This window comes from Streptomyces sp. NPDC005402 (assembly GCF_040606575.1).
Lineage (GTDB): Bacteria > Actinomycetota > Actinomycetes > Streptomycetales > Streptomycetaceae > Streptomyces.
This window is the reverse complement of record NZ_JBEXFB010000015.1, coordinates 140,549-153,322: the sequence shown is the minus strand read 5'-3', so window position 1 is coordinate 153,322 and position 12,774 is coordinate 140,549. Positions and strand designations below refer to the sequence as shown.

At 70.0% G+C, this 12,774-nt stretch carries 11 protein-coding genes and 1 pseudogene; 3 read left to right on the top strand and 9 right to left on the bottom strand.

The window, feature by feature from the left end; translation table 11 throughout:
- Positions 1-441: 441 nt before the first annotated feature.
- On the bottom strand, positions 442-1,893 hold the full coding sequence (locus tag ABZT02_RS27780; protein WP_356021902.1) for an MFS transporter: 1,452 nt from the start codon (positions 1,891-1,893) through the stop codon (positions 442-444).
- A 102-nt stretch (positions 1,894-1,995) separates the two neighbouring features.
- A complete protein-coding gene (locus ABZT02_RS27775) occupies positions 1,996-3,387 on the bottom strand; it encodes a DUF445 domain-containing protein (protein ID WP_356021900.1) in 1,392 nt (463 codons plus the stop codon).
- 196 nt (positions 3,388-3,583) lie between these two features.
- Between ABZT02_RS27775 and ABZT02_RS27770 the strand changes: the two genes are divergently transcribed.
- Entirely contained in the window at positions 3,584-4,915 is a 1,332-nt protein-coding gene (locus ABZT02_RS27770; protein WP_356021898.1) for an SGNH/GDSL hydrolase family protein, read from the top strand.
- A gap of 107 nt (positions 4,916-5,022) precedes the next feature.
- Here the strand turns inward: ABZT02_RS27770 and ABZT02_RS27765 are convergent, their stop codons facing one another.
- Genes ABZT02_RS27765 through ABZT02_RS27750 form a run of 4 tightly spaced genes read right to left on the bottom strand, consistent with a single transcriptional unit; the run spans position 5,023 to position 8,370 of the window.
- The gene (locus tag ABZT02_RS27765) at positions 5,023-5,724 is read right to left on the bottom strand and encodes a DUF1707 domain-containing protein (RefSeq protein ID WP_356021896.1); all 702 of its coding nucleotides are present in this window, start codon (positions 5,722-5,724) and stop codon (positions 5,023-5,025) included.
- 33 nt (positions 5,725-5,757) lie between these two features.
- Entirely contained in the window at positions 5,758-6,747 is a 990-nt protein-coding gene (locus ABZT02_RS27760) for an ATP-binding cassette domain-containing protein (RefSeq protein WP_356022100.1), read from the bottom strand.
- Between the two features lie 8 nt (positions 6,748-6,755).
- Entirely contained in the window at positions 6,756-7,577 is an 822-nt protein-coding gene (locus tag ABZT02_RS27755; RefSeq protein WP_356021894.1) for an ABC transporter permease, read from the bottom strand.
- Positions 7,570-8,370, bottom strand: coding sequence for an ABC-2 family transporter protein (locus ABZT02_RS27750; protein ID WP_356022097.1), 801 nt, complete (start codon positions 8,368-8,370; stop codon positions 7,570-7,572). The genes ABZT02_RS27755 and ABZT02_RS27750 overlap by 8 nt, the downstream gene beginning before the upstream one ends.
- Before the next feature lie 202 nt (positions 8,371-8,572).
- On the opposite strand from ABZT02_RS27750, the gene ABZT02_RS27745 reads away from it, so the two are divergent.
- Entirely contained in the window at positions 8,573-10,987 is a 2,415-nt protein-coding gene (locus ABZT02_RS27745) for a transglycosylase domain-containing protein (protein WP_356021892.1), read from the top strand.
- 63 nt (positions 10,988-11,050) lie between these two features.
- Here the strand turns inward: ABZT02_RS27745 and ABZT02_RS27740 are convergent, their stop codons facing one another.
- Together ABZT02_RS27740 and ABZT02_RS27735 are read right to left on the bottom strand one after the other, a co-directional pair.
- Positions 11,051-11,401, bottom strand: coding sequence for a co-chaperone GroES (locus ABZT02_RS27740; RefSeq protein WP_123761009.1), 351 nt, complete (start codon positions 11,399-11,401; stop codon positions 11,051-11,053).
- Positions 11,402-11,445: 44 nt separating this feature from the next.
- The gene (locus tag ABZT02_RS27735) at positions 11,446-11,775 is read right to left on the bottom strand and encodes a DUF3618 domain-containing protein (protein ID WP_356021887.1); all 330 of its coding nucleotides are present in this window, start codon (positions 11,773-11,775) and stop codon (positions 11,446-11,448) included.
- 93 nt (positions 11,776-11,868) lie between these two features.
- Between ABZT02_RS27735 and bcp the strand changes: the two genes are divergently transcribed.
- Positions 11,869-12,336, top strand: coding sequence for a thioredoxin-dependent thiol peroxidase (gene bcp, locus ABZT02_RS27730; RefSeq protein WP_356021885.1), 468 nt, complete (start codon positions 11,869-11,871; stop codon positions 12,334-12,336).
- On the opposite strand, the pseudogene ABZT02_RS27725 reads toward bcp, so the two are convergent.
- Positions 12,317-12,713: pseudogene (locus ABZT02_RS27725) on the bottom strand (GNAT family N-acetyltransferase). The gene bcp and the pseudogene ABZT02_RS27725 overlap by 20 nt on opposite strands.
- Positions 12,714-12,774 lie beyond the last annotated feature (61 nt).

Genomic DNA, 12,774 nt, shown 5'->3' with positions numbered 1-12,774 from the left:
GGCTGATCGCGCAGTTCCCCGCGCCCCTGGGGAGTTGCACTCACCTGCGCCAAGCGGACCGCTCGCCACGACAGTCGGACCAGGCCGCATCAGGAGCTGCCGGGGCGGGACGTCGGGCGGGTGCGGGTCCGATGTGGCTGATCGCGCAGTTCCCCGCGCCCCTGGGGCGCCAGGACGGACCGTTCGCCGCGTACGGCGGGCAGGGGACGGGGTGGGGGGTGTCCGCCCGCAGCGGCCGGCGTCCGGTACCGAGCACAACTGGAGCAGCCGAGCCGCCGGACCGAGGACGGATACCCCCCACCCCGGCCCCGACCCACCCACAACCCGCACGCGCTTGCGCCGCAGGCATCAGGGGCGCGGGGAACTGCGCAGAACGCCCGCCCCCACCGGCCCGCAGACACACGACAACCAAACCCCGCCCAACCGCCGGAGGCACCGGCATCACGTAGCCGTGAGCGGCTTCGCGATGTCCTCCAGCGACCGCCGCTCCGCCCGCACCGCGAGGAACGCCGCCACCAGACCGGCCGCGCACATCAGACCCGCCCCGATCTGGAAGGCCAGCACCGTGTCGCCGACCTTCCCCGTGCTCGTCAGGTCGGCGAACAGCAGCGGTCCGCTGATGCCGCCCGCGGCCGTACCGAGGGCGTAGAAGAAGGCGATCGACATCGCCCGCGTCTCCATCGGGAACACCTCGGACACCGTGAGGTAGGCGCTCGACGCGCCCGCCGACGCGAAGAACAGCACCGCACACCAGCAGGCCGTCATCGTGTTCGCGCTCAACGACCCCCGGTCGAACAGCCACGCCGTCGCGAACAGCAGCAGTCCCGAGAGCAGGTAGGTGGAGGAGATCATCACCCGCCGCCCGACCGTGTCGAACAGCTTCCCCAGCAGCAGCGGCCCGAAGAAGTTACCGACCGCGATGACCGCGAAGTAGTACCCGGTGTTCCCGGTCGGCACATCGAAGAACGTCGTGAGGATCGCGCCGAACCCGAACGTGATCGCGTTGTAGAGGAAGGCCTGGCCTATGAACAACGAGAACCCCAGCACCGAACGGCGCCGGTAGTCCGAGAACACGGTCCGCGCGATCTCCACGAACGTCACGCTGCGCCGCTGACGGATGGTGATCTCACCCTCGGGCCGCGGCAGGGCGGAGCCCCGTTCCGCCTCCACCTGTTCCTCGATCGACGAGACGATCCGCTCGGCCTCCTCGTCCCGCCCGTGGATCAGCAGCCACCGCGGACTCTCCGGCACATGTCGCCGTACGAGAAGGATCACGAAGGCCAGCACGGCGCCCAGCGCGAACGTCAGCCGCCACCCCACGTCCTTCGCGAAGATGTCCGTGTTCAGCGCGACGATCGACAGCAGCGAACCCCCCACCGCCCCCAGCCAGAAGCTTCCGTTGATCATCAGGTCGACCCGGCCCCGGTACTGCGCCGGGATCAGCTCGTCGATCGCGGAGTTGATCGCCGCGTACTCACCACCGATCCCGAACCCGGTCAGGAACCGGAACAGGAAGAACCACCAGGAGTCGAAGGACACCGCCGTCAGCGCCGTGGCCGCCAGATACACCACCAGGGTGATCATGAACAGCTTCTTGCGGCCCCACTTGTCCGTCAGCCGCCCCCAGAACAGCGCCCCCAGACACGCCCCGGCCACATACAGCGCGGCCGCGATACCGGTGACCTGCCCGGAGGAGATGGACAGTCCGCTGCCGGGCTCCGAGAGCCGGCTCGCGATGTTGCCGACGACCGTGACCTCCAGGCCGTCGAGGATCCACACGGTGCCGAGCCCGATGACGATCGTCCAGTGCCAGCGGGACCAGGGAAGCCGGTCGAGTCTGGCGGGGATGTTGGTCGTCACGGTGCGGCCGGTATCGGCCTGGGCGGTGGTCACGGACGGGCTCCCTCCTCGTCGAGCGACTCACTCGAACGAACCCCACCCGGGTGCCCCCGACCAGCCCGGTTACGCCCCACTTACCACCCGCTCACGCCCCGCTCACGCCCCCAGCGCCCGCGACACCGTATAGATCAACAACCCGGCGAGCGATCCCACGACCGTGCCGTTGATCCGGATGAACTGCAGGTCGCGGCCGATGTTCGCCTCGATCTTGCGCGTCGTGTGCTCGGCGTCCCACCCGGCCACCGTGTCCGTGATCAGGGAGGTGATCTCCCGCCGGTAGGTGGTGACCACGTACACCGCGGCCCCTTCCACCCACCCGTCGACCTTCGCCTGCACCTTCGGGTCGACGGCCATCCGCGCCCCCAGCGACAGCAGCGACGCCCGCACCCGCAGCCGCAGCTCACTGCGCTCGTCCTCGGCGGCGGAGACGATCATCGACCGTACGGCGGTCCAGGCGGACGCGATCAGGTCCTGGACCTCGCCGCGCCCCAGCACCTCGCCCTTGAGCCGCTCGACACGCGCGCGCGTGTCCGTGTCGGACTGGAGGTCGGAGGCGAAGTCCGTCAGGAACCGGTCCAGCGCCCCGCGCGCCGGATGGGACGGCATGTCCCGCATCTCGGTCACGAACCGCAGCAGCTCCTTGTAGACCCGCTCGCCGACCTTCTTGTCGACGAACCGCGGGGTCCAGCCGGGCGCGCCCCCCTGCACCGCGTCCATGACCTGCTCGTCATGGAGCACCAGCCAGTCGTGGGCCCGGGCCACCACCAGGTCGACGACCCGCCGGTGGCCGCCGTCGGCGACGACCTTGTCCAGCATCTTCCCGATGCCGGGCGCGATCTCCTGGGCGTCGGCCCGCCGGGTGATCGCCTCGCCGACCACGGCCTGGACGTCGGAGTCCCGCAGGACGGTCAGGGCGCCCCGGAGCGCGGCCGACAGCTCCGCCGTGACCCGGTCGGCGTGCTCGGGGTCGGCCAGCCAGGTCCCGAGCCGGCTGCCGATCCCCACGGCACGCAGCCGCTGTCGTACGACGTCCTCCGAGAGGAAGTTCTCGCCGACGAACTCGCCGAGCGACACCCCCAGCTGGTCCTTCTTGGTGGGGATGATCGCGGTGTGCGGGATGGGCAGGCCGAGCGGATGGCGGAAGAGGGCGGTGACCGCGAACCAGTCGGCGAGCGCGCCGACCATGCCGGCCTCGGCGGCCGCGGCGACATAGCCGGCCCAGGGACCGGCCCCGGAGTTGAGCGCCCACTTGGCGAGCACGTACACCACCGCCACGAACAGCAGCAGCCCGGTCGCGGTGAGCTTCATCTGCCGCACCCCGCGCTGTTTCTCCTGGTCCGCGGCGCTGAAGGTGTTCATCGCGCGTACGGCCGAAGCGGGGACGGCACGGCTCGCGGACGTCACGGCCCCGTCCCCCCGGGCCTGCTGCTCGGCGTCGGACGGTCCGGCGTCGGACGGTCCCGTTTCCTCAGGTTTCGTGCGTTCCATCCGCTCCACCCGTTCGGTGATCCCTCACACATTGTCCCTTCCTGACGGACTCCCGGAGCAGAACAAGAGTTCCCGGTGCCGGTCCGGACGGGGGACCCGGAGGGGGGTCTTGTCTCTTCTCCCCGGGTTCATGCCTCATCATGGGTTCATCAGATCGGAGCCTCGGGCTCCCATCGCCCTAGGAGAACAACACCGCATGACTCGGCGTCATGGTTACGCCCTGCTCGCCGCGATCGTCGCCGCGATCGTGGCCCTGTCCACCGCTATCTACGTCTCAGTGGCGGCCGACAACGGCACCTCGGACCGGACCTCGCTGTCCGGCTCCGGGCCCGCACGCCCCTCCGCCGCGCCCGCCTCCGCCGGCGTCTGGGTCGGCACCTGGTCCGCCTCGCCGGTCGGCGCCGAGCCTGGCACCGAGACCGAGGGCATGACCGGCCGCTCCGTCCGCAACGTCGTCCACACCAGCGTCGGCGGTACGAGTGCCCGTATCACGCTGTCCAATCTCTACGGCCGGACCGCGCTGACCATCACGCACGCGTCCCTCGCCCTCGCCGCCGGCACGGGAACCCCGGCGGCCGAGGTGGGGACCACGCGGCGGCTCACGTTCGCGGGCAGCACCACGGTCGTCATCCCGGCGGGCGCGCAGGTGCTCAGCGACGCCGTCGCCCTGGCCGTCCCCGCGGGCGGCGACGTCCTCGTCACCACCTACTCCCCCACCCTGTCCGGCCCGGTCACCTACCACCCCACGGCCCGCCAGACGTCGTACGCCGGCCCGGGCGACCTCACCGGGGACGAGACCGGGACGGGGTACACGGAGCAGGTCGACCGCTGGCGGTATCTCACCGCGCTGGACGTGCTCAGCGACGAGGCCGACGGCACGGTGGTCGCCTTCGGCGACTCGCTGACCGACGGCAAGAACTCCACCGTGAACGCGAACGCCCGCTGGCCCGACTACCTGAACCGGCGCCTGCGCACCTCGCTCGCCGCCGGCCGGGATCTGCCCCGCTACAGCGTCGTCAACGCGGGGATCGGCGGCAACCGGGTCCTCGCGGACGCCCGGGGCCGCCGGGAGAACCAGGCCGGCGTCCGCCGCTTCCGGCGGGACGTGCTCGACCGCCCCAACGTCAAGATCGTCGTCATCGACCTCGGCATCAACGACATCCTCCGCACCCCGGGTACCGTCGACCCCGGCAAGGTCCTCACCGGCCTGCGCGACCTCGTCGGCCAGGCCCACGCCCGCGGCATCAAGGTCGTCGGCGGCACGCTGATGCCGGTCGCCCACCGCGCCACCTGGACCGAGGCCCGGGAGGGTGTCCGGCAGACCATCAACGCGGCGATCCGGTCGGGCACGGTCTACGACGCGGTGATCGACTTCGACAGGGCGCTGCGGGATCCGTACGCACCGCGCAGGCTCGCCTCGATGTACGACTCAGGGGACCGAATCCACCCCAATGACCGGGGGTACGAGCGGATGGCGGCTTCCTTCGATCTGGAGTACCTGAAGGGTTCCGCGGCGGCACGTCTTTAGCTGCCGGCCGGGCGGGGGCTGGTCGCGCAGTTCCCCGCGCCCCTGGGTGGGTGCAGTGCATGCATGTCTGGCTGCACCCACCTGTCCCGTACCTGCCCCCGGATCGCTCAGTGCCTCCCCCGTCGCAGCTCACGCGCGGCCTCCCGACGGTCCAGCTTCTCCTGCCGCCGCTCCTCACGGATCCGCTGCCGCTCGGCCCTCGTCACCTTGCGTTCGACGCCGACCCCGCCCCAGAACGCGAACCCGGTCACGACCACCCGGGGAGCGCCCGGCTCCCCCGGGACCCCCTCCTCGTTGTGGTCGAACCCGCCCATGATCCCGATCCCGCGCACCACGACCTCGACCCCCGGCGGCACGACCACCTGCATCCCGCCCATGATCGCGACACAGTTGATCTCGACCTCGCCGGCGGCGAAGTTCGCCTCCCGCAGGTCGATCTCCCCACCGCCCCAGAAGGCGAAGCAGTTGAACCGCCGGGGCACGGTCCACCGCCCCTTGCGCTGGAACCCGGACATCACGGCGACGGCCCACGCGGAGGAGCCCTCGCCGCCGACGATCCGGGACGCCCAACTCCCGTCCGCTTCGGGCCGCTTCAGCATGTCGACCTTGGGGGCGGCCACCTGGCCGACCGGCAGGTCCCGGGTGATCGGCGCGAGTTCCCCGTAGGTCCGCGCCTTGTACGTCGCGTCCAGCCGCTCCTCGAACTCCTCCATGTCGAGCCGCCCCTCCGCGAGGGCGTCCCGCAGGACCTCGGCGACTCGCTCACGATCGGCGTCGGATGCCCGGAGTTCCGGGAGTTCGTCGGTCATGCACAGCAGCCTACGAGCAACCCCTCCCCACGGCTACGACACCGCTTTCTCCGCTTCCCCGGCGTACATTTTCGCGATCACGGCCTCGATGTCCGGCTCCCGCACCGACAGATCGACCAGCGGGTACTCCGCCGCGACCCGGGCCACCAGCGCCGCCGCCGACTCGGACGCCGGGAACGCCAGCCACTGGCGCGGCCCTTCCACCTTCACCACGCGCGCGGGCGCCGCCTCGATCGGCGGCACCTCCCGCTCCAGGTCCACCACCAGGGTGCGCTCGCTCTCGCCCACCTCGTGGAGGCCGGCGAGGGCACCGTCGTACATCAGACGCCCGTGGTCGATGACCATCACACGTTTGCAGAGCTGCTCGATGTCCTGGAGGTCGTGGGTGGTCAGCAGGACCGTCGTGCCGCGCTCGGTGTTCAACTCCCGCAGGAAACCACGCACCTTGGCCTTGGAGATGACGTCGAGTCCGATGGTCGGCTCGTCCAGGTACAGCACCTCGGGGTCGTGCAGCAGTGCCGCCGCGATGTCGCCCCGCATCCGCTGGCCCAGGGACAGCTGGCGTACCGGGACGTCCAACAGGTCGGCCAGTTCGAGGAGTTCGACGCAGCGGTCCAGGTTCTCGCGGTAACGGGCGTCCGGGATGCGGTACATGCGGTGCATCAGCTTGTACGAGTCGATCAGCGGGAGGTCCCACCACAGGGTCGTGCGCTGGCCGAAGACCACGCCGATGCGGTGGGCGAGCTTCGTCCTCTCCCGGGACGGGTCGATGCCGGCCACCCGCAGGCGGCCGCCGCTCGGCGTCAGGATGCCCGTCAGCATCTTGATCGTCGTCGACTTGCCGGCGCCGTTCGGGCCGATGTACCCGACCATCTCGCCGCGCGCCACCGTGAAGGAGATCGAGTCGACCGCCCGTACCTGGCGCCGCTCCCGTTTCAGGAAACCGGTCTTCTTGCGCACGTCGAAGACCTTCTCGACGCGGTCGAGTTCGATGAAGGCGTCCATCGCCATGTCCATCGCCATGTCCACCACTAACTCCCCGTACTCCGATACGACCCGAGCCCCGCCCGCCACGCGAGCCCGGCCAGCGCACAGCACACCACCGCCACCAGCGGTGACGTGAAGGCCGCCCACCGCGGCAGATCCAGCGGGTACGGCCTGCCCAACACATAGGAGGCCGGAACCCAGTTGACGAAGGCGAGGGGCAGCATGAACGTCACCCCGCGCACGAAGTCCTTCCCGAACACCGTCGGCGGGTACTGCAGCAGGGTCGTACCGCCGTACGTGAACGCGTTCTGCACCTCACTCGCGTCCTGCGCGAAGATCTGGAAGGCCGCGCCCGCCACGAACACCGCGCAGAAGATCACCGCGCCACTGACCACCATCACCGGCACCAGCAGCACCTTCGCCGCGCTCCAGTCGACGTCCACCGAGGCCAGCGCCCAGACCAGCACCACCGTGCCCTGGGTGATCCGGCCCAGGCGGCGCACCGCGAAACGGTCCGCGCCGATCTGCGCGAGCACCGGCGCCGGCCGCACCAGCAGGATGTCGAAGGAGCCGTCCCGGATCCGCGAACCCAGCACGTCCATCGAGCCGAGCACCAGGTCGGCGATCCCGAACGCGGTCACCGACAGGCCGTAGAGGAAGGCGATCTCGGGCAACCCCCAGCCGCCCAGCGAGTCGACCTGCGAGAACATCAGCAGGATCCCGACGAAGTCCAGGCCGGTCATCACCAGGTTGGCGCACATCGTGACGACGAAGGAGGTGCGGTAGGTCATGGCGGACCGGATCCACATGCCCGCGATCAGCCAGTAGGCCCGCGCACCCTCGCCCAGGCGGGACGTCTCAACCACCCTGCACCACCACCCGCCGCGTCGCCGCCGACTGCAGCAGCCGCCCCGCCGCCAGCAACACCACGGCCCATGTCGCCTGGAAGGCGTACGCCCCGAGCGGGTCGGTCTCCCCCATCAGCACGTCCGCCGGCATCTGGAGCTGCGCCGCCCACGGCAGCGCCCGCACGATGTCGCCCAGCGCGCCGGGGAAGGCGTTGAGCGGGAACACTATGCCCGAGCAGAAGACGCCCGTGATCATCACGCCCTGCATGATGCCCATGCCGTCCATCAGCCAGAACACGCTCAGCGCCGCGAGATAGCGGATCCCGAAGCTGACCACCATCGCGAGCAGCAGCGCCACGAACAGGGCCGCCCAGGACGTGACGTCGGTGGGCAGCGCCATCGGGAAGAACAGCGCGCCGAAGACGAAGGGGATCACCCCGCGTCCGATCAGCTGGAACAGCGAACGCCCCAAGTCGCTCGCCAGCCACCACAGTTGCAGGTCGGCCGGCCGGTACAGATCCACCGCGATCTCACCCGTGCGGATCCGCTCGATCACGTCCTTCTCCGCGCCGCCGCCCTGGATGGCCAGCGTCGAGTAGAGGCACTGCCCCAGCCACACGTAGGTGACCGCCTGCGCCTGGTCGTAGCCCCCCAGATGGGGCTTCTCGTCCCACAGCGCGAGATACGTGTAGACGAGAATCACACCGAAGACGGTGTTGGTGAACACCCCCGCGAACGTGGCCGCGCGATATGTCGCGTATCGTCGGAATCCCCCTGCCGCGACGGCCGCGTACAACCGCCAGGAACCCACATCCACAGCCCTCCTCGGCCCGCCGGCACCAAAGCGCAGGAGCCTAGTGCGCAGGTGACGGGGCGGGCCACCCATTTTCCGGGCGAGACGCGCGCCATATCCGGGAACGGAACGCGGGGTGCGAGAGTCTTCAACAGGGGACGCAGAAGGCGTACGAGGTCGTACGGGAACGTACGACGCGAAACAGGAGTCCGTGCACGAGATGAGCGACCAGCCGCAGCAGCCGACCGAGGGCTGGGCACCGACAGCCCCACAAGCGGCTGAAGAGCCCGACGGGAAGAAGAAGGCCAAGCGGCCCAGGCGCACCGGCTGGCGACGGCTGATCCCGACCTGGCGCATGGTGCTGGGCACCTTCCTCCTCGGACTGATCGCCCTGGCCGGCCTGTTCTTCCTCGGCTACTCCATGGTCAAGATCCCGCCGGCCAACGCGCTCGCCATGAAGCAGTCCAACGTCTTCCTCTACGCCGACGGCAGCCAGCTCGCCCGCGACGGCGAGGTCAACCGCGAGAACGTCTCCCTCGCACAGATCTCCAAGGCCGCCCAGCACGCCGTACTGGCCGCCGAGGACCGCGACTTCTACTCGGAGTCCGCGATCGACCCGAAGGCCATGCTGCGCGCCGGCTGGAACACCGCCACCGGCAAGGGCAAGCAGTCCGGCTCGACGATCACCCAGCAGTACGTGAAGAACTACTACCTGGCCCAGGAGCAGACCGTCACCCGCAAGGCCCGGGAGTTCTTCATCTCGATCAAGCTGGACCGCACCCAGTCCAAGGACCGGATCCTCGAGGGCTACCTCAACACCAGCTACTTCGGCCGCAACGCCTACGGCATCCAGTCCGCCGCCCAGGCCTACTACGGCGTCGACGCCGACGACCTCGACCCGGCCCACGCCGCCTACCTCGCCGCGCTGGTCAACGCGCCCAGCGAGTACGACGTCGTCGCCCACCCCGGGAACAAGGCGGCGGCCGAGGCCCGCTGGAACTACGTCCTGGACGGCATGGTCAAGAAGGGCTGGCTGGCCCAGTCCGAGCGCACCGGCCTGAAGTTCCCGATGCCCAAGGAGCAGACCGTCTCCACCGGCCTGTCCGGGCAGCGCGGCTACATCGTGCAGGCGATCAAGGACTACCTCACCAGCAACAAGATCGTCACCGCGGAGCAGCTGGAGGCGGGCGGCTACCGCATCACGACCACTCTGGACAAGAGCAAGCAGGACGCCTTCGTGAAGGCCGTCAACGACCAGGTGATGAAGAAGCTCGACAAGAAGAACAACAAGGTCGACAACTACGTCCGCGCCGGCGGCGCCTCCGTCGACCCGAAGACCGGCAAGGTCGTCGCGATGTACGGCGGCATCGACTACGTCAAGCAGTACACGAACGGCGCGACCCGCGGCGACTTCCAGGTCGGCTCCATCTTCAAGCCCATCGTGTTCGCCTCGGCCGTCCAGAACGACTCCGAGACGCAGGACGGCCAGACCATCACCCCGAACACCTACTACGACGGCACCAACAAGCGCCCCGTCGTGGGCTGGAGCGGCGGCAGCTACGCCCCCGAGAACGAGGACCAGGGCTCCTACGGCGAGATCACCGTCCGCGAGGCCACCGACAAGTCCGTCAACTCGGTGTACGCGCAGATGGCCGTCGACGTCGGCTCCGACAAGGTCAAGCAGACCGCGATCGACCTCGGCATCCCCTCCGACACCCCGGACCTGACGGCGTCCCCGTCCATCGCGCTCGGCGTGAACACCGCGAGCGTCCTCGACATGGCGGAGGCCTACGCGACGCTCGCCAACCACGGCCGGCACGGCACGTACACGATGATCGACAAGATCACCAAGGACGGCGCGGAGACCGTGCAGCTGCCCGAGCAGAAGTCGAGCCAGGCCATCAGCCGCGAGGCCGCCGACACCACCACCTCCATCCTCCAGAGCGTCGTCGAGAACGGCACCGCCACCGCCGCCCAGGGCGCCGACCGCCCCGCCGCGGGCAAGACCGGCACCGCCGAGGAGGACACCGCGGCCTGGTTCGCCGGCTACACCCCCGACCTCGCCACGGTCGTCTCCGTCATGGGCCAGGACCCGGTGACCGCCGCCCACAAGTCGCTGTACGGCGCGATGGGCCTGGAGCGCGTCAACGGCGGCGGACCGCCCGCCGAGATCTGGGCGCAGTACACCAAGACCGCCCTCAAGGGGAAGCCGGTCAGCGACTTCGACCTCGAACTCCAGCCGGGCGCCGAGACCCGGGCCCCGAGCAGCCAGGCCCCCGTCGACCCGACCACGGGCGGCCAGGACGGCGGCACCACCGGCGACACCACCGGCGGCCAGGACACCGAGGGCCAGACCCAGGGGCAGACCGAGGGCCAGACCCAGGGACAGACTCAGGGCCAGGACAACGGCGGCACCACCACCGGGGGCGACACGACGACCGGCGGAACCACCGGGGACACCTCCACCGGAGGCGGCACGACGACCGGCGGAACCACCGGGGACACCTCCACCGGAGGCGGCACGACCGACGGCGGCACGACGGGCGACACGACCGGGGGAACCACCGGAGACACGCCGAGCGGCGGGGCGACGACGGAGGGCGCGGGCCTGGTGAGCACGTCCCGATGGGACTGACCGTCCCGCGACACGCCGAAAGGGGCCGGTGACGTCGGTCACCGGCCCCTTTCGGACCGCTGTCTACAGGTACAGGCCCGTCGAGTCCTCGGAACCCTCGAACCGGTCCGCCGCCACGGCGTGCAGATCACGCTCACGCATGAGGACGTAACCGGTGCCGCGCACCTCGACCTCCGCCCGGTCCTCCGGGTCGTACAGCACCCGGTCCCCCGGCTCCACGGTCCGTACGTTCTGCCCCACGGCGACGACCTCGGCCCAGGCCAGCCGGCGCCCGACGGCCGCGGTGGCGGGAATGAGGATGCCGCCGCCCGAGCGACGCTCACCCTCACCGTTCTCCTGCCGCACGAGTACGCGGTCGTGCAGCATCCGGATGGGCAGCTTGTCGTGCGGGGTGTCGTTTCTCTTCGCGCTCACGCCACTGAACCTACCTGTCTTCGGCGCCCGTGTACGCGCCCGGGTCAGCCCTTGCGGCGCCGGGTGCCCAGGGCCAGCAGCCCCACGAGTCCCACGGCGACGAGGGCGACGGGCACGACACGCTCCAGACGAGGAGCCCCCTCCTCGTCCACGAACTGGGCCTTCACGTCCGTGACGGCCTTGTTCACGGCGACGTACGCCCGCCCGAGCGTGTGGTCGATGTTGGAGACGACTTTGGCCTTCGCGTCGCCGACGATCGTCTTCGGGTGCACCCGCACCCCGATCTCGTCGAGCGTCTCGGCCAGCACGTCGCGGCGGCGCTTGATGTCCGCCTCGATCTGCGCCGGGGTTCTGATGTCCGACGGGTCCGCCACGGTAGAGCCTCCGGGGTCGCTTCTGCTTGTCCTGGACAGTCTGTCAGTTCCGCCCGCCACCGCACTGTCAGGACCCCCGGTTACGCTGACCCAATGAGCGAGCGACTCCAGCCCGGGGACGTGGCCCCCGCCTTCACCCTGCCCGACGCCGACGGCAACGACGTGTCCCTGTCGGACCACAAGGGCCGCAAGGTCATCGTCTACTTCTACCCGGCCGCCCTGACCCCCGGCTGCACGAAGCAGGCCTGCGACTTCACCGACAACCTGGAGGTGCTGGCCGGCGCGGGCTACGACGTCATCGGCATCTCCCCGGACAGCCCGGAGAAGCTGGCGAAGTTCCGCGAGAAGGAATCCCTGAAGATCACGCTTCTCGCCGATCCGGAGAAGACCGTGACCGAGGCCTACGCGGCCTACGGCGAGAAGAAGAACTACGGCAAGACCTACATGGGCGTCATCCGCTCCACGATCGTCGTGGACGAGGAGGGCAAGGTCGAACGCGCCCTCTACAACGTCCGCGCGACGGGCCACGTAGCGAAGATCATCAAGGACCTGGGCATCTGAACGAGATCCAGCAGTCAGGAGCCAGGTCGGGCCGCTCGGGCACCGGCCTGCGCTCCTCGGCCCAGGCTCCGGGCGCGAGCTCCTCTGCGACCCGCCGCCAGAACCGCACCGCCCTCCCACGCCCCCGGATGCCGCGCCACCACCTCCCGCACGGCCCACACCCCGACCCCGGCACGCCGCACACCCCGCACGACGAAGAAGCTGTTGAGCACGCGGGTGGGCCCGGTGAGTCCGCGCACGAAAACGAACCCGACGGGCCGATCGCCGAGACCGATCACATACGGCGCCCAGTCGCCGGAGTCAGTGAAAGCAGCCTCCAACCGCTCACTCCGAAAGCTCCCGTCGGGACTCGGCACGCCTCCGACGAAATCGGACATGTCCGCGGCGCCGTACAACAATCCACCAGCTACGCCGATGTGATGCGTGTACTCGGCCTGG

Bases quoted from the DNA above. Each gene is read 5' to 3' on its own strand.
- ABZT02_RS27765 (WP_356021896.1), bottom strand. From the start codon at position 5,724: ATGACCGACGAACTCCCGGAACTCCGGGCATCCGACGCCGATCGTGAG.
- bcp (WP_356021885.1), top strand. From the start codon at position 11,869: ATGAGCGAGCGACTCCAGCCCGGGGACGTGGCCCCCGCCTTCACCCTG.
- ABZT02_RS27745 (WP_356021892.1), top strand. From the start codon at position 8,573: ATGAGCGACCAGCCGCAGCAGCCGACCGAGGGCTGGGCACCGACAGCC.
- ABZT02_RS27770 (WP_356021898.1), top strand. From the start codon at position 3,584: ATGACTCGGCGTCATGGTTACGCCCTGCTCGCCGCGATCGTCGCCGCG.
- ABZT02_RS27760 (WP_356022100.1), bottom strand. From the start codon at position 6,747: ATGGCGATGGACATGGCGATGGACGCCTTCATCGAACTCGACCGCGTC.
- ABZT02_RS27775 (WP_356021900.1), bottom strand. From the start codon at position 3,387: ATGGAACGCACGAAACCTGAGGAAACGGGACCGTCCGACGCCGGACCG.